The following is a 16,128-nucleotide window of genomic DNA, read 5'->3' as shown; positions in this document are numbered from 1 at the left end:
TAGATAAAGCCGATTCGCGACAGCCGCATTTCGATACAATCACTAGATGAATATCGGCCCACGGTATAGGAGCCGTAAACGGCAAACGGCGCTTACCGACAGGGTTCATGCCGTCGCCTTGCCCTGCGCGCCTAGGCAGGGCCATCGCGCCGCGGGAGCAGCTTTCTTACTTCGCCTGCAAGCGCCAGCGGATCGAAAGGTTTGGCGATGACCCCGACCGCTCCCATGGCGAGATAGCGTTCGACCTGATGCGTCTGCGTGCGCGCCGTGATGAACGCCACGGGTATCGATGCCGTCAGCGGCGAATCGGCCAGGCGCGTCAGCGTTTCCGGTCCGTCCATGTCCGGCATCATCACATCGAGCAGGATGAGGTCGGGCTGCCAATCGACGGCATCGGTCAGCGCCGCGACCCCGGAGGAGCAAGACCGCACCTCGAATTCCGGGTCGAGCTCAAGCGACATCTGGGCGATTTCGCGTATATCATCCTCGTCATCCACATATAGGATCCGTGCCGGCATCATCGTCGCTCCTTGCCAGGGGTCGGGGCGCTGCCGTCGCGAGTAGCGATCAGCATGCTTCTGACCAGCTTCGCGACGTCGACTTCGGAGGCCCTGGTCTTGGTCATGATCGCCTGCACCCGGTCGCCGAGTTTCTCGTCCATTTCCGCCGCCGAGAACACGATGACCCGGGTCTCCAGCGGCAGATCGGCCAGCAGGTCCAGACCCGATCCGTCGGGAAGCGCTATGTCCAGGATGACCAGGTCAAAGCGACGCTTCGCGACCGCTCGCCGGGCGTCCTGCAGCGTTTTCGCCGAGGCGATCGAGACGCCCGGACCCAGCCCTGCCGACATCACGGCAAGCACGCCCTCATCGTCCTCGACATGCAGAATCTGCGCCTTCTCGACCCTGCGGCCGACGATCTTGGCGAGAGCGGCGTGGAGCCGCGCCGAGTCCACCGGCTTCTCCAGCCAGTCGACGATGCCGACGGCGCTGCCGTTCAGCGTGCGCCTAGCTTCGTCGGCGACGGCGGAGATGACGATGACCGAAATGTCGGAATTCACCGGCGATGCTCTTATGTCGTGGAAGAGGTCGATGCCGGATTCCCCAGCCAGCCTGATGTCGAGCGTCAGCGCCACATAGTCGCGGGAGCGCAGCAGCGCCTTGGCGGTGTCGATGTCGGGGGCGACGTCGCTGGAAAAGCCTTCCGCCTCGAGAAGTGCCGCGATCACCGCAGCGACGTCGGGCTCGTCCTCGCAGATGAGGACACGCAGACGGCCATCGCGCTTGCGCTCCCGGCGTTCGACCAAGATCGGCTTCTCGGCCTGCCTGGGCGCTTCGGCAAGGTCGACGTGAAACGAGGTTCCTTTGCCTTCCTCTGTTTCGTAGGATGCGGCGCCGCCCAGCTTTTCCATGATGGTCTTGACGATGCTCAAGCCCAAGCCCGTGCCTCCCTTCTTGCGGGTGCTGGACGCGTCCGCCTGCTCGAACTTGCCGAATATGCGGCTGCGGAACGCCTCCGGGATGCCAGCGCCCTGGTCGATCACGGAGATGCGCAGCATGTCGCGGTCGCGGCGCTGGAGCTTCACCGTCACGGTGCCGCCGGCATCGGAGAACTTGATCGCATTCGACAGCAGATTCGCCATCACCTGGTGCAGGCGGTCAGGGTCGATATTGGCCTCGGCGCGCGGGGCATCGTCGACCATAACGATGCGGATCCTGCTCTCGGCCATATAATTGGAACTGGCGGCAATGGCCTGCTCCAGGACCGGACGTACAGGCATCTGCCTGATCTTGAAGGCGATCACGCCCGATTCGATCTTCTCCATGTCGAGGATGTCGTTGATGAGAAGGACCAGCCTTTCACTGTTGTTGTGGGCGATGTTGACGAGATTGGCGACCTTGGGTGACAGTTCGCCCCCCACACCGGCCGCGATCAGGCCGAGCGACCCGCGTATGGAGGTAAGCGGTGTGCGCAATTCATGGCTGACCGTCGAGATGAAGTCATTCTTTAGCTGGGCGTTTTGCTTCTGCTCGGTGATGTCGCGGTTGTAGGTGATGACGCCGGCGATCTTGCCTGCCTCGTCGCGGAAAGGCGCTTTCAGCGTGTAAAGCCAGCCCTGCCTGCCATCCGGTAGGAGAGCGGGTTGGTCGATGCGCAATGTCTGCCCGGCCTCCAGCGCGCCCGTTTCATCCTGCCTGAAGCGCTCGGCCACGTCCTTGGGGTAGAAATCGAAATCCGTCTTGCCGATAAGGTCCTCGACCGAGGCGGCGCGCACCAGTTCGGCGGTGGCTGGATTGGCCGCGATGAAGCGGCCGTTGACATCCTTCACGTTGAGGCTATCCGGCAGCTCGCGGACCATGGCCCGGTAGATCATGTTGGACATGGCGAGATCACGCCGCCGCTCCTGGCGATCGAGCAGCACGCCGATGATGAAGGTGCTGAGGAAGCGGAACACCAGCGACGGGAGCGTGCTCTGCTGGACAAAGCCGGCGACGACTTGCGGGGGGATGATCAGAAGGGTGATCAGCCCGGCAAGCGCGACGGACACGCCGAGGCCGAATATGTCGAACATGGTGCGTGACCGGGCCGCGACGATATGGTGCCATGCTAGACCGACGACGGCGGTGATCAGGATGCTCACGATGCCGACGCTGGCACCCTGCCCGCCAAGATAGAGCCGATAGGCAATGGAGCCGGCGGTGGCGATGAACAACGCCGGCCACCCGCCGAAGAACGCGGCGGCGCCGACAAAAGCGGCGCGCAGATCGACGACGAAGCCGGAGACGGACAGAGCCGTCGCCATGGAAATGATCGCGCCCGCGCACATGACCAGGCCGAGAAGCAGCGACTGTACCCGCTGCGAGAGACGCCCCGTGAAATCCGCCACAAGGTCCCAAGCAACGACCAGGATGGAGACGAGGGCAAGATTGGCGAGGAGTGAGTGCCAGATCTCGTTCATGACTTTCCGGCTCCTTTTACCGATAGATATCGGCAAAATCTATCCAAGCTCTAAAAGGGATGCGCGCTAGCCGACGGTGTCGAACCGATAGCCGCCCGACGGGACGATTCGGTAGGCGTCTTAGTTGCTGCACACGCCTAGGGCATCTCTTTGGCTCAGGTTCCAGCTTCGGTATTGACTATTGGTTGTTCTCCGGCGTCTGCTTCCGAGTGGAGGCAACAGACGCTCCTATGGCCATCATGCGGCGCAAAGCTGCCGTTCACGCCCTGGCAGGTGCGTCATCTTTGGGTCAGCGGTCCGGCCTACAAAGCCTTGGAAACGCCTAATAATGTGAAATGGGTATTCCACACTCGTGAACACCGCAGATACGTAGCGCGGGATTTCGCTCGATACTGGTCGGTTCGGTAATAGCCCTGCGCCCTCATGCGCTCGAGCTGTTCCTTTGTCTGAGGCATCTCGGCAAACAAAATCTTTAAGGCGATGCTTGGCCGATGGTGATGAGCTGCGCTGGCAGTCGCCAGCGGCCCGCAAAGGTTAGTACCGCTAATCCCGTTAGTCCCGCCGCCAAATGAAAAAGGCCCGCCACCGTGAGGGCAGCGGGCCTAGTTCGGGAGGAATGTCGGGCATCCCCTTTGCCCGCGAAATAACGGTACGCCCTACTTAGCTGGATAATAAGCTCGCGCCGGTTGAACCTCAGCATATTCAAGCTGCGTGACTTTTCTGCCACTAGATATAGAAAGCGCACCATCGAAGCAGCGGGCCAAATCCTGCAAACTTGCAGGTTTGATCAGTTCGCCTTCCGGCGCCTTGGCTGTTTTGTAATCGGATGCGCCGCGAGAAAGGCCTCATCGGCCGCGATCAGAGCGGCGATTTCTGCTGCCTTGATCGGAAGACATTGATCCTTGGCGGCCACATCACGCTTCCACTGGACAGCGAGTAGATCGGGGGCAGGAACGCGGATCTGCTCGGCAATCGCCTGCCGCCATCGTTCAACGCATTCCCACTGCCGCTGGTCGACCTCGTTGGCGGCCCGGGCATCCTCCAGCACCCACTGCGCCTAAAGGCTCTTCGCTAAAAGGATAGTCTCTTTCCACCTTGGCGAGATCGGTGACGAAATGGGCTTTCCTCCAGTTGTCGCCGCGCGCCTTCCGCATTAGCTGGTTGTGATGCGCGTCGCGTCGATAAGCACGGCATCCGGCAATGGCTCTAGGCATTGCTGCACAAACGCAGACAACGCCGTTCCGTTGATGGTCGATCTCATGACAGATCCCCGCCATGGCCTTGATATCGGCGACAAGGCTTTTGAGGATCTGGACCTCGCTGGCGTCGTCATCCGTATTCCAACGGCGCCGTACCTTCACGTTCGCGAGCAGGCCTCCAGGCTTTTCGACCGGGCCTTCATGAGACGATCGAACGCGCGGGCCACCGCAGCCTCCTTCTTTTCTGCCTTGCGAACACGGGCTCCGAGACGGTCGCCTCCTCGATTTCCGCGGTCCTTGCGGTAGCATGTCGCCGCCGATCGTCCGCGGCTTTGAACTCGGCCGCGCGGCGCAAGAGCTTTGCGTCTCCCCGGCCTGTCATAGGCCGTGCTCCCTCTCAGGGAAGGCCAGCGCCGCCTGTAGCGTGTTCTGCGAGCTCGAGCAGACAATGCAGCGCGACTCGATCGTAAAGCGGATCGCCTCCACTACGCCCCCAAGACTTGTTGCCGGCGGACAGTCATCCCACAGCCGATCGAACGCTTGTCCAAAGTTGTCTGGACGAACTCCTCCTCGTTGCCGATATCAGTCAACTCACTTGGGAGCGCGGCGAATGCCACCATCCCGGCGCGGTATTCGGCGATCGCCTCGGCGAGCGGGTCCATGCTCGCGCGATGGCTGTGGAAAGCGCCGCAGCGGCTCCTATGGCCGGCAGAGAGGCCAGCCCGCCAATGTGCTCGCCGTCTCTTTCACGCAATCGGTAAATTGCCGATACATATATTAGCAAGCACTTAATTACCTGGCGCGACGATGTCCTGCGTTGGGGCGATGGTGTTGCTATGCAGAGCGATTTTGCAGCAGCGCGTGAGTTGCTGGAGTGCGCGCAGAACAGACTGTGCGGGAACGACCAAACAAGCCAGAGCGTCCGCGCGATGCTTGACGCTCTGATTGACGAAATAGCGGCTGCTGAATTCCAGAAGGCACCATCGCCTATCATACCCTTTCCGCGAACCCGGCCGCCGCGTAATCGGTGAAAGTGCGCCGTGCTCATTGAAAAAGCCCGCGCGAAGTGAGCCCTTGTTGTTGCCGGTGCGGAACGCTAGGCGGCCACCAATACCTCGCCGAGTACCATCAGGTCTGGCACCTCGCACATCTTCAAGGCGGCGCACGCCGTATATTTCACGTCCAGTCGCCGATCTCTTTCGCCATAGACAGAGCCTTGGCCGCGCCAATCCGGCTTCTCGAACACACTGACGACGTCGTTCTTCTGTTTAGCGATGCTGTTCAACGAAAGTTCTACATGCGGGTGACAACTGCGCCATCTTGCTTTGAAGATCGCATTTGCCAATCGGCGTCGTCGGGCAAACCGATTTGTAATCACGGTTGCATGCCTTGCCTTGGAAAGATTTGAAAGTTTTTACTTGCTTTGGGCTGGTTCCGCTCGCTGGAACTAGGCCGGAACCAATGTCCATCGCGCCATCCTTGCTGCCCTTGCCACCCCTGCCACCTCCGCCGCCCCCTTTCGCAGAGGCGATGCCAGAAACGGCGGCGTATGCGACAGTTGCACCGATCATGGAAAGCAGTGCACGACGTGATGTAGACATTGTCGAAACCCCCTTACTTCCTGTTAACTAAATTAGCACAAGCGAATGTAGATTCATATTCGGTGTTTCGATCGAAATCGCCGAAGTGTCCCGCGCGGCCTGGCGCTCACCTATTGGCAGCGCTGCAAGGTGCCGACCTTCGCCAGCGCCTTCACATGCGGCCGAAAGTCGGCTTCTGAACACGCCTGGTGCGTGCTTCGTCTTGGCCTTCGTAATCGGGCACGAAGGTGAAGAACACCGGTCGGCGGTCGCGGCCCACAGCCTTGCAATCCGAGCAATTAAAGAGCCCGACGAGATCCCAATGCATGGAACCATGATCCGGTCCTAGCCGATCGATCAACGCCTGGATGTCGAGCTTGGTCGACTTGCAGCACAGGGCATGCCCGCAATTTACATAGACGGATTCTCGGGCGGCCAAAGTGTCCGCGAGGGTCTTTTTCATCCGCGGAAGCGCTCGGTGTGCCAATGGATCTTGCCGTCGACCTTCATAGGCTTATGGATCATCAGCTTCTTCGGCAAATGCTCCGGGTGCACCTCTAGCAGCGTGATCTTGACTTGCGGCTTGCATCGGCTGCAGTCGAACTTCAGCGTCAGCGGATCGACACCGCCCCCATAGACCATCATCAAGTCGGCCGATCGGCAGTAGCGGACATTGCCGCAGCTGCATTCAGCTTTCACAAGCATGTTGTGCCGGGTCGCCTTTCCCAGCGTATCGATCGGTTCATGAGCCATAAGAACAAAAAAGGAACATTTTCCTTGATCGTCAAGACGGTCTGTGGAATCTTTTCGCCATGAGCGACGAGCCAGCCAGACTTGCAGAACGCAGGACAGCAGCTCCGCGTGAGCGCACGCGGATCGAAAACCACGTGTGCGAGTTCGACGGATGCGGCTTTCGTGCGCCGTTCGGTTTCGCCAAGCCCAGGCAAGAGTCACGCTGGTTCTGCTTCGGGCACCGAGCTGACGGCGAGCAGTATTTGCAGGGGGTAAGATGATCACTCCGCCAAGGCATCAGAACGACTATCTTGATCGCTCGATTGATTGCCAAGAGGCGATGGAGCCCGGTTTTCAGGCGATCGTCGATTGCATGCTTGAGGTCGGCTGGACGCGTGATGAGATCCTGCGATCGCTGAAGCGGCTCATAGCCGCCGACAACATGACGCAGAAAGAGAACGCCAGGACGGAAGCGCAACTGGCAATCGCACGCGCCATGATACGCGCCGGCAAGGCGCTATAGGCGCTAACGGCCGAGCGGCTGTTTCGAAAGAGAAATGCTCGGCTTCGTCAGTCAGTCGGGCCATGTAGTTTGCGATAAATTTGCGATAATCCGAGAGGCGAGCGCATCGCGTGCATCGCGCGATTGGCCGTCGAGCTTTAGTCGCTCGAAAACCCGTCCAGCAAGGCCAATTCGGTCGGGCCGAAAACACCTGCTTCATTGGCTTTGGTCCGGATCGGCATTTGCTTGGTTCCTCGCGCAGAATCCACCATAAACTGGCTAGTCTCTTCCCTGACATCCTGCAAAATCCGCTGCGGTGCTCGCCACGCCCGCTCAAGAGGATTGCTCTCTGGCGCCTCTCTATCTCGCGGGTTTTCGATCGTCGTTGGATTCTCGTCTGTCGGACTTCCCCAGACGTGGAGAAATTGCAGGAAGCCCACGACAACGCCAACAAGCAACAATATGAACACCACTGTGCCGAAAAACTTGGTCGCGCCAACGACCCGGTTGCGATTACGGACGTCCTGCTTGCCAGGCATGGTGAGTTCCTCCTGGAATAACAAACGTTTGGCGGTGCCTATAGCGCTCAAACCTCCCGGATGTGCTGCACCGACGCATGGCGCAGCTTGCGCTCGCCGCGTAGCGTCCTGACGCTCGCCTTGATGCCGGGCTTGATCCATTCGACGTCCGGAGTGACCTCCGCCGTGGGAAGGCCATCCGGTGGCCCGCCTTGGCCTTCTGAACGCGCTTCCATAGCCGGTCCTTGACCGCATCGGCGACAGCGATCACGGCCTAGCCGACATATTTCCCGTCCCGTGCAAACAGCCGCTCGGTCCGCTTGCCGGCCTGTCGCTTGACGCCAATCAGATCCAGCTCGGAGATGTCCCAGCATTTGATTTTCAGCCAAGCCTCGTCCCTTGGCGCCGCTGCGGTAGGAGCTTTCCCGTCGCTTCGACACCATGCCTTCGAGGCCCATTTACTCGGCCGCCTCGAAGAACTCGGCACCGCCGCCCTCGACATACTGGCTGTACTGAATGATGCCTTGCGCCGGCTTGATCAGCTCCCACAGGATCGCCTTGCGCTCGATCGCCGGCCGCTGGCGCAGATCCTCGCCGTCCTTGTGCAGGATGTCGAAGGCAACGAAGGGCGAGCAGCTCGGCGTTGACCATCCGGGAATGCATGGCGTGGAAGTTCGGCCGGCCGTCCGGGTCGGGAGCAATCATCTCGCCGTCGAGGATGAAGGATTTCGCCTTGAGCTTCTCGGCAGCAGCGTCGGCCAGCAACGCCTGGACCAATCGATGCTGGTACGGGTGAAGGCCCGAGCGCCAGCCCAGTCGAGAATGATCTGGGTGCGAAAGCCGTCATACTTGATCTCGTGGATCCAGTCGTCGCTGACCGGCGGCGTCTCGACCAAGACCGGTTCCTGCGGCTTGATGAACTTCAGCCGGTCTGCGGCGTTACGCATGCACTCGAAGCTCCGACCGCCATTACAAGGCGCGCGGGGCCGATTTGGTTGCATTTTAGCAAAATTGAATGTGAGAAAAGTAGATGAAGATCGAAGCCGACGAATGCCGGGCAGCGCTGACCCTGATCCGACGCACAATCGAGGATCACTGCCCGCCCGGCGTCCTGGTCAGTGAAGAGATGGTCAATGGGCTCAACGGGCCGGAACTGATCCACGAGGCGGAAGCGATTGCTGCGGCCATCATTGCGACCGTCGACAGATTGCAGTTGCAAACAGCGATGAAACCGCCGCGGCCAAGCGTCAAAGCATAGCTCAAACGCAAAAACCGCCAACCTTTCGGGTAACGGGCATAGCCAGGAGTGGCAAGGTGTTGACGCGGCACCGGCTTCGAACCCCGGCAGAGCAGTTGATTGCAAGCTCATGTTATGGCCACGATAGTCAAACGGCCCGCGACAGCCCTCACCAGGACGCATACAATCTAGCGCAGGGGGATCTCGCGACAGGTCGAGAGTGGGCCCGCCTGGGGCTCGGGGCAAAAGGCGGGCCCGGCCAAGTCTTGCGGGATCTTGACCAGCGGCTATGCCGCCATCACAGAAACCAGCGGCTTAATATCATGTTCCGCTTATGAAACAAAAAGCCCGCCGGCCGGAGCCAGCGGGGTTGCGCGGCGGATTTGCCGATTTGGTCGGTGCGCCAATGCGGCTTCTCGACGCTGACGACGTAGGTTGTGGCCGGCGGGTCGGGCATCGCACTCATGTGCAAGCAAGCTTCGTCGATTTGCAGCAGATCGGATGCGCGCAATTGACATAGAGGCCTTCATTGGCTGCTAAACTAGGGTGTCGGTGGCGCTGGCAAGCGCTTCGGGACCCAATCCCCAGCTCAGCCCCTACTGCTGGGGGCTGCGTGATGGCACCTGATCGAGGAGTGTGATGTCATCAGTCTCTTGGGTCGGATTTGCTGCTGGCAGTTCGCCGTCTGGCGTTAGCTTGTCGACCGCTTCGGGCAAATCTTTCGTGATCCTGGCAATCAACTCGTCGCGCGACAGGCCAGTCTGCATCGACAGAGAAGTGAGGGTGTCCTCGTCTATTGCCGTCTCGACGTCCTTCGGTTCGATCGGCTCGTTGGGTCCGGTACTAACCCACGAATCTACCTTCGACCCTACTCCTGCATTTCTGAAGCGGGCGAGGATGTCCCCAAGCGCCGTCCCGGTTACTCCCTTGGACAGCTGGTCCATGAGCCCACCTTGCGGGTTGTTTGGATCGCGATTTCCTGCACGGCGGATCAAGTCTCCAATCTGGTCGCGATTTTGGTAAGCCAGAATGCCAAGCATTGCGACAGCCAGTCTTCCCAGATTTGCCATTGGTTTCCTCCCTTGGATCACAGAGACAAGGTTTTGTGCTCCCAAAAGTTCCAACTGTTTGACCCGGTAGATTTTCCATGGGATTTTGCCGCGCTAGCCCGTCTCTTCCCGAAAATCCTGCAGTGAGGCGTGGCGCAAATCCTCCTCGCCCCGTAGGTGTTTCACCCGGCCAATCAGCCCCCGCTTGACCCATTGCGTCGCCGGGCGCTTCATGCCCCTGGGAGCCGTACCGGCGTGCTCCTGGACGCTCTTCCAGAGTCGTTCGCGCATATCGCGGTTCAAGGTGATGAAGGCCGACCCGACATAGCGCCCTGTGCCCCGCTCGGCCATCAGGGCAAAGGCTGGCTTGCCGGCCTCGCGCTCGACGCCGAGCAGCTCGTATTGATTGTTTGTGACAGCCTTCGTCTTTAGCCAGCCGAATTGCCACTCCGGTACTTGCTGTCCATTCGCTTCCAAACCATACTCTCAAGGCCGGCTTGGTCCACCAGATGGAAGATCGCTTTAGCGTCACCGGGAAGCGCCTGGCTGAATTGGATGCGCTGTCCTTCGGGGACCAACGCGCAGGATCTCGCGACGATCGTCCAGGGTCATGTTGCGCAGATCGTGGCCATTGAGGTGCATCAGATCAAACGCCACGAAATAGAGGTCATGCTGGCGCCGGGTGATCGCCTTCCGCAACTCGCCGAAGTCGGACAAGCCGGCATCGTTCAGAACGATGATCTCGCCGTCAATGATGGCGCTTTCCACATCGAGTTCGCCGGCAGCCTTTGCGAGGTCGCGATATTTCGACGTCCACTAGGACCGCGCTCGGTCCAGAGTGGCCGAAATTGATCACGTAACACCGCGAAGCATTTTATTCGGATTTCTCGTCAGTCTTGCTCCGCGGCGGCGGTAGTGTTTTGCTTTCCGGATGAACAGGCGTGCGCCATCTGTCACCGTCGCAATCCAACGCGGTAGTGCCGCCTAGTGCGTCGGTCCCAGGTGGCAGATGAGGGTAATTCTATGAACTATAACGATATCGACCTCAATCTTTTGCGAGTCTTTGACGTGATGATGCGTGAAAGGGGCGTGACGCGGGCGGCTACCGAATTAGGCAGAACACAATCAGCTGTAAGCCACTCCCTATCGAAGCTTCGGTATCTATTGCAGGATGAATTGTTCACCAGAGATGGGGGCGAGATGCGGCCAACTCCTCGGGCAGTTGAGCTGCTGTCAAATATTTCCGCCGCGCTTGCAACGATCCGCGCGTCGATCGACCGGCATCAGATCTTCAATCCAGCAACGACGCGACGTAACTTTCGCGTTGGACTTACAGATTATCACGCCATGGTTTTCATCCCAGGCCTCATTCGAGAATTTTCTAGGCAAGCTCCTGGCGCGACGCTGAACGTCATTCCCGCAAACGGACCCGAAATCGGTTCATCGGTCTATTTGAGACAAGTTGACTGTGCGCTGACGGGAGCAGCGATACGCGACGACCCAGGTCTCTTGAAGGTAGAGCTTGGCCAGGACCGATTGTTTTGCGCGGTGTGGAGCGGAAGCAAGATCGCCAGAAACGCAATGACACTGGAAACGTATTTGGCCAGTTCTCACCTCCAGATTTCCGCAGATGGCTTGGCAGAAGGCCTCGCGGATGCCGCCCTCAAACAGATGGGTCTTCGTCGCAAAGTCGTTGCGACCATCTCGAACTATCTGGTGCTGCCCTGGGCGCTTCGCGGCACTGAACTGATTACGCATTGCGGTGACGCCATCCTGCAAATGCTGGACGACAGGAGTGAGGTGACCTTGGTCCCGCCACCCCTTCCCGTATCGAATGTGAATGCCTGGCTTATTGTTCACCGCCAGATGGCGAATGACCCGGGGACCAAGTGGCTCCGGGAAATCATCATGGGCATCTACAACGAGTCGCGGACCAAGAGACACCAAGGGTCGACCGTCGGAGCACCGGGGTCGGCCGTAAAATAGGTCGCGCGCGCTGTCGTCTGTTTCACCACTCAAGCAGCTTTTCCACCTGAGAGCGAGTGCTTCGCATTATGCGCGACGCTCATTTTCATCATGAGAACAATCGATTTGACGAATACTTAGCCTGGAGAGCACATTCCTTTCAACAAAAAAAGGGGAATGCCGAAATGAGATCAACGTTCAAGGGCCTTTTTGCCCTCGCTATCGCGTGCACCGCCTCCTCGGCGTGGTCCGCAACCCTCGACAATGTCAAGAAAAATGGCGTGCTGACCTGTGGCACAAATTCGGCCACGGCTGGCTTCAGCCTTCCCGACAATGAAGGCAAATGGACCGGATTTGTCGTCGATTATTGTCGCGCCGTGGCCGCTGCCGTGCTCGGGGACGCGCAAAAGGTCAAGTTCATCCCATTGACGCCAAAAGATCGCTTCACCGCCTTGCAGTCGGGAGAGATCGACATTCTCGCGCACAACGCAACCTGGACATCGTCCCGCGATACGTCGCTAGGCATACTGTTTGCCGGCACGTATTTCTATGACGGCCAGGGGTTCATGGTGCGCAAGCCGGACAACATCACGTCAGCCAAGGGGCTCGAGGGCGCATCGATATGCGTCACCCAGGGCACCACGACCGAGTTGAACCTTGCCGACTATTTTCGCTCGCAGTCGATCAAGTACACGACGGTTGGTTTCGCAGACGAGGAAGCTGTCGTGAAGGCTTATGAGGAGGGGCGTTGCGACGTCTTGTCCGCAGACACCTCCACTTTGAACGCGTCGCGGCTTCGCATGGCCAAGCCGGACGACAGCATTGTTCTTCCCGAGCTGATCTCCAAGGAGCCGCTTGGCCCGGCGGTGCGGCAGGGTGACGACCAGTGGTTCAATGTGGCGAAGTGGACGCTCTACGTCATGGTGGCCGCGGAGGAATACGGGGTCACCTCCAAGAACGTCGATGCTATGAAATCGTCGGACAATCCCAGCATCCGCCGCCTGCTTGGCGTGGAAGGCAGCATAGGCAAGGACATCGGGCTCGGCGATAACTGGCCAGTCGAGGTCATCAAACAGGTCGGCAACTACGGTGAAGTCTTTGATCGCAATATCGGCAAGGATTCGCCGCTGAAAATGGAGCGCGGCATGAACGCGCTCTGGAACAACGGCGGCGTTCAGTACGCTCCGCCGATCCGCTAGGCAAAGCATGGTTGCAAGGCGCTGGCGTGTTGCCACCAGCGCCCTGCACGGACCCGATAGGAACAGGCGATGTCCCATTTGTCGCTTCCCGCGCCGTCGCGCAGGAGCTTGTCGCTGCACGATACGAAAGTGCGGGGCGTTCTCTACCAGCTCTTGCTCGCTGGCTGCCTGCTGGCCTTGGCCCTGGGCATCGGCATGCAGACTGCATCGAATATGCGGGTCCGGGGGATTCCGCTCTCATTCGACTTTTGGAATGAGTCTGCCGGCTTCGACATCAATCAAACCCTGATACCGTACGATGCATTGTCCACCTACGGTCAGGCCTTCTGGGTGGGAGTGGTCAACACCCTCTACGTCAGTGTCCTCGCAATCCTGTTCGCGACCTTGCTTGGCTTCGTCATCGGCGTTGCCCGCCTGTCGCCGAACTGGATCGTTTCGAAGGTGGCGACCGCCTATGTCGAGCTTGTGCGCAATGTCCCGTTATTGCTGCAGCTGCTGTTCTGGTACAACGCCGTCCTCAAGCCGTTGCCCTCCCCGAAGGCGTCCATCGCCATTCCCGGCGGCATCTACCTCAACAATCGCGGCCTCATCATTCCGGAGATTCATTTGCATCCGGGAGCGGGGCTGGTGGGCCTGGCATTCGTGGCGGCCATTTCTTGCTGCGTTGCATTCTGGTTTCGCGTCAGGAGCGTCCAGAGACGGACGGGCGAGCAGCTGCCGGTGCTTCTGGTCAGTCTGGCGACCTTGATAGGATTTCCGCTGGTCGTGTTCCTGGCGGCTGGCGAGCCGGTCTCGTTCGTCGCGCCGCAGCTACGGGGTTTCAATTTCCAAGGCGGGCATCAGCTCTATCCGGAGTTTGCCGCTCTCCTGATCGGTCTGTCGGTCTACACCGGTTCATACATCGCCGAGATCGTCCGAGGTGGAATCCAGGCAGTGCCAAAGGGCCAGACCGAGGCTGCGTATGCGCTGGGGCTGGCGCCGGGCAAGACGCTTCGTCTGATCGTCGTTCCCCAGGCGCTGCGCATCATCATACCCCCTTTGACAAGCCAGTATCTCAATCTCATCAAGAACTCGTCGCTTGCAGTGTTCATCGGCTATCCCGACCTCGTTCAGATCTTTGCTGGGACGGTACTCAACCAGACCGGAGCCGCCGTCCAGGTCATGGCTATTACCCTGTCGGTCTATCTCGTTATCTCCCTTGCCACGTCATTGGCCATGAACGCGTGTAACCGACATTTTGCAATCGTTGAAAGGTGACGCATGAGCGATCAGTCCATGCGTTCACCAGTTGTCAGCAGCGCGCTCATACCAGCCATGGCGCCTCCCGCGGACGTTCGACCGGGTCCAGTGAGCTGGATGAAAAAGAATCTGTTTTCGACGCCGTCTTCAGGCGCGCTGACAATATGCTTTGTCCTCCTCGCCGCGTGGCTGCTGCATCACTTCCTGAGCTTTGCGATCTTCAACGCGGTCTGGAGCGGCGGCCACGAAGCTTGCCGTACGAACAGCCAAGGCGCTTGCTGGCCTTTCATCGCCGAGAAGCTCGACTACCTGCGATACGGCGCGTATCCGGTTTTCGAGCGGTGGCGCGTGGACCTTGCGCAGGCGATCGGCGCCATCCTCATCGTTTGGCTCCTGTGGACGAAGGCTCCGCGGCGCAAAGTGGCGGCGTTGCTGTTCTTCCTCGTCTACCCCGTTGCCGCGTTCGTTCTCGTGCGCGGCGTTGCCTGGCTTCATTTGCCTGTCATCGATACGACGCTCTGGGGCGGTCTCTTGATCACGTTGCTGATGTCGATCGTGGGCATCGTCTTCTCGCTTCCGATCGGGGTTATCCTGGCGCTTGGACGCAGGTCGGAACTCCCTTTCGTCAAGACGGTTTGCGTCACGTTCATCGAAGTCGTCCGCGGCGTGCCGTTTATCACAGTGTTGTTCATGGCGAACTTCATGATGCCACTCTTCGTCCCGGATTATCTGACGCCTGATCGTCTGCTGCGCCCGCTCATTGCGATAGCGTTGTTCTCGTCCGCCTATATGGCCGAGGTCGTGAGAGCCGGCCTTCAGGCGATCCCGAAGGGCCAATACGAAGCGGCCAAGGCGCTCGGGATCAGCTACTTCGACATGATGCGCCTGATCGTCCTCCCTCAGGCGTTGACGATCGTCATACCGAGCATCGTCTCGACCTTCATCGGTCTGTTCAAAGACACGACTCTGGTCGCCATCGTCGGCATCGCGGATTTCCTGAAGGCCGTCGAAACGGCGCGCGTCGATCCGAACTGGGCAGGCCCGACGATCTCATCAACCGGCTACCTCTTTGCGGGACTGGTCTACTGGGGCTTTTGCTTCGGCATGTCCCGTTACTCGCAATCGATGGAGCGCCAATTGGCGCGTGGCCACAAATCCTAGGACGCGATGATGATGCCACAAGCAATGCACGCGGCAACGAAGGCAACGCCCCATGACAAGGCGATGGCCATCGAGCCGCATGACGTCAACAAATGGTTCGGTTCATACCATGCGCTCAAGAACATCAACCTGTCGGTGACACTGGGGCAGCGCATCGTGATCTGCGGCCCCTCGGGGTCGAGCAAGTCGACGATGATCCGTTGCATCAACCATCTTGAGGAGCATCAGTCGGGCGACATCATCGTCAATGGCAAGGCGGTAACCGAGGACCTGCGCAAGACCGACGAAGTCCGCAGCAACGTCGGAATGGTTTTTCAACACTTCAATCTGTTTCCCCACCTTACCGTGCTTGGGAATTGCACGCTTGCGCCGTTTTGGGTGAGAAAGATGCCGCGGTCGGCGGCTGAGGAATTGGCGCGCCATTATCTCGAACGCGTCAGAATCGCGGAGAAGGCGGACAGCTACCCAGGGCAGTTGTCGGGTGGCCAGCAGCAACGCGCTGCAATCGCCCGGGCTCTCTGCATGAACCCAAAGATCATGCTTTTCGACGAGCCGACCTCTGCACTCGATGAACACCACGCGATCGGCCACCTCCCGCGCGAAGCCCATTTCATGCGTCACGCACAGCATCGTCATGCCTTCACTCGCGAGCGACACCATCGTGTCGAGCACCTCCTTGACCATCTCCGGATCGACCGCGGGGAGATCGTCGAGACCAACACGCCCCATCAGGACGGGCACGGCAGTTTCTGGCGCAAATCCTCAAATAGGGAGCGGCCGTAACCGTG

The 16,128-nt window shown here is 59.5% G+C and carries 21 protein-coding genes and 1 pseudogene; 7 read left to right on the top strand and 15 right to left on the bottom strand.

From position 1 onward, the window contains the following. Positions 1–131: 131 nt before the first annotated feature. The 8 genes from NKJ26_RS17100 to NKJ26_RS17065 form a co-directional block, all read right to left on the bottom strand. Entirely contained in the window at positions 132–518 is a 387-nt protein-coding gene (locus NKJ26_RS17100; RefSeq protein ID WP_352604919.1) for a response regulator, read from the bottom strand. After that, the gene (locus NKJ26_RS17095; RefSeq protein WP_352696263.1) at positions 518–2,959 is read right to left on the bottom strand and encodes a hybrid sensor histidine kinase/response regulator; all 2,442 of its coding nucleotides are present in this window, start codon (positions 2,957–2,959) and stop codon (positions 518–520) included. Before NKJ26_RS17095 ends, NKJ26_RS17100 begins: the two co-directional genes overlap by 1 nt. Positions 2,960–3,746: 787 nt before the next feature. Continuing rightward, positions 3,747–4,007: a hypothetical protein gene (locus NKJ26_RS17090; RefSeq protein ID WP_352604915.1), complete on the bottom strand. Its 261-nt coding sequence runs from the start codon at positions 4,005–4,007 to the stop codon at positions 3,747–3,749. A 636-nt stretch (positions 4,008–4,643) separates the two neighbouring features. Continuing rightward, positions 4,644–4,820, bottom strand: a complete 177-nt coding sequence (locus NKJ26_RS17085) for a hypothetical protein (RefSeq protein WP_352696262.1) — start codon at positions 4,818–4,820, stop codon at positions 4,644–4,646. 434 nt (positions 4,821–5,254) lie between these two features. Then, on the bottom strand, positions 5,255–5,443 hold the full coding sequence (locus tag NKJ26_RS17080) for a hypothetical protein (protein WP_352604913.1): 189 nt from the start codon (positions 5,441–5,443) through the stop codon (positions 5,255–5,257). Continuing rightward, positions 5,427–5,759 (bottom strand): hypothetical protein, encoded by a 333-nt coding sequence (locus NKJ26_RS17075; protein WP_352696261.1) that lies wholly within the window; start codon positions 5,757–5,759, stop codon positions 5,427–5,429. The genes NKJ26_RS17080 and NKJ26_RS17075 overlap by 17 nt, the downstream gene beginning before the upstream one ends. Positions 5,760–5,910: 151 nt before the next feature. Further along, positions 5,911–6,201, bottom strand: a complete 291-nt coding sequence (locus NKJ26_RS17070) for a hypothetical protein (protein WP_352604911.1) — start codon at positions 6,199–6,201, stop codon at positions 5,911–5,913. After that, positions 6,198–6,443, bottom strand: a complete 246-nt coding sequence (locus NKJ26_RS17065; protein ID WP_352604909.1) for a hypothetical protein — start codon at positions 6,441–6,443, stop codon at positions 6,198–6,200. The genes NKJ26_RS17070 and NKJ26_RS17065 overlap by 4 nt, the downstream gene beginning before the upstream one ends. A 304-nt stretch (positions 6,444–6,747) precedes the next feature. Here NKJ26_RS17065 and NKJ26_RS17060 point away from each other — a divergent pair, with 304 nt between their 5' ends. Continuing rightward, on the top strand, positions 6,748–6,993 hold the full coding sequence (locus tag NKJ26_RS17060; RefSeq protein WP_352605027.1) for a hypothetical protein: 246 nt from the start codon (positions 6,748–6,750) through the stop codon (positions 6,991–6,993). Positions 6,994–7,130: 137 nt separating this feature from the next. On the opposite strand, the gene NKJ26_RS17055 is transcribed toward NKJ26_RS17060, so the two are convergent. From NKJ26_RS17055 to NKJ26_RS17040, 4 genes are all read right to left on the bottom strand, one after another. Then, on the bottom strand, positions 7,131–7,511 hold the full coding sequence (locus tag NKJ26_RS17055) for a hypothetical protein (RefSeq protein WP_352604907.1): 381 nt from the start codon (positions 7,509–7,511) through the stop codon (positions 7,131–7,133). A gap of 47 nt (positions 7,512–7,558) precedes the next feature. Next, positions 7,559–7,726, bottom strand: coding sequence for a hypothetical protein (locus NKJ26_RS17050; RefSeq protein WP_352604905.1), 168 nt, complete (start codon positions 7,724–7,726; stop codon positions 7,559–7,561). Positions 7,727–7,948: 222 nt separating this feature from the next. Continuing rightward, positions 7,949–8,191, bottom strand: coding sequence for an ATP-dependent DNA ligase (locus NKJ26_RS17045; protein WP_352604903.1), 243 nt, complete (start codon positions 8,189–8,191; stop codon positions 7,949–7,951). Further along, the gene (locus NKJ26_RS17040) at positions 8,192–8,437 is read right to left on the bottom strand and encodes a DNA ligase-like domain-containing protein (RefSeq protein ID WP_352604901.1); all 246 of its coding nucleotides are present in this window, start codon (positions 8,435–8,437) and stop codon (positions 8,192–8,194) included. A gap of 83 nt (positions 8,438–8,520) precedes the next feature. Between NKJ26_RS17040 and NKJ26_RS17035 the strand changes: the two genes are divergently transcribed. Next, positions 8,521–8,748, top strand: a complete 228-nt coding sequence (locus tag NKJ26_RS17035; protein WP_352604899.1) for a hypothetical protein — start codon at positions 8,521–8,523, stop codon at positions 8,746–8,748. 575 nt (positions 8,749–9,323) lie between these two features. On the opposite strand, the gene NKJ26_RS17030 is transcribed toward NKJ26_RS17035, so the two are convergent. The 3 genes and pseudogenes from NKJ26_RS17030 to NKJ26_RS17020 form a co-directional block, all read right to left on the bottom strand. Then, positions 9,324–9,797 (bottom strand): YidB family protein, encoded by a 474-nt coding sequence (locus tag NKJ26_RS17030; protein ID WP_352604587.1) that lies wholly within the window; start codon positions 9,795–9,797, stop codon positions 9,324–9,326. Positions 9,798–9,890: 93 nt separating this feature from the next. Continuing rightward, a complete protein-coding gene (locus NKJ26_RS17025; RefSeq protein ID WP_352604585.1) occupies positions 9,891–10,253 on the bottom strand; it encodes a hypothetical protein in 363 nt (120 codons plus the stop codon). Between the two features lie 51 nt (positions 10,254–10,304). Then, a pseudogene (locus NKJ26_RS17020) lies at positions 10,305–10,571 on the bottom strand (ATP-dependent DNA ligase); the annotation flags it as partial. Positions 10,572–10,799: 228 nt separating this feature from the next. On the opposite strand from NKJ26_RS17020, the gene NKJ26_RS17015 reads away from it, so the two are divergent. The 5 genes from NKJ26_RS17015 to NKJ26_RS16995 all read left to right on the top strand — a co-directional run bounded on the left by NKJ26_RS17015 (position 10,800) and on the right by NKJ26_RS16995 (position 16,123). Next, a complete protein-coding gene (locus NKJ26_RS17015) occupies positions 10,800–11,762 on the top strand; it encodes a LysR family transcriptional regulator (protein WP_352696260.1) in 963 nt (320 codons plus the stop codon). Between the two features lie 164 nt (positions 11,763–11,926). Next, a complete protein-coding gene (locus NKJ26_RS17010) occupies positions 11,927–12,940 on the top strand; it encodes an amino acid ABC transporter substrate-binding protein (RefSeq protein WP_352604602.1) in 1,014 nt (337 codons plus the stop codon). Between the two features lie 69 nt (positions 12,941–13,009). Beyond that, entirely contained in the window at positions 13,010–14,197 is a 1,188-nt protein-coding gene (locus NKJ26_RS17005; protein ID WP_352696259.1) for an amino acid ABC transporter permease, read from the top strand. An 18-nt stretch (positions 14,198–14,215) separates the two neighbouring features. Then, positions 14,216–15,340 (top strand): amino acid ABC transporter permease, encoded by a 1,125-nt coding sequence (locus tag NKJ26_RS17000; protein ID WP_502899557.1) that lies wholly within the window; start codon positions 14,216–14,218, stop codon positions 15,338–15,340. Positions 15,341–15,403: 63 nt separating this feature from the next. Then, positions 15,404–16,123, top strand: a complete 720-nt coding sequence (locus tag NKJ26_RS16995; protein ID WP_502903120.1) for an amino acid ABC transporter ATP-binding protein — start codon at positions 15,404–15,406, stop codon at positions 16,121–16,123. The last annotated feature ends 5 nt before the right edge of the window (positions 16,124–16,128 follow it).

It is taken from the genome of Mesorhizobium sp. M0152, from assembly GCF_040322415.1.
Lineage (GTDB): Bacteria > Pseudomonadota > Alphaproteobacteria > Rhizobiales > Rhizobiaceae > Mesorhizobium.
Note: the sequence above shows the minus strand (reverse complement) of the source record. Positions and strands in the feature narration are given on the sequence as shown.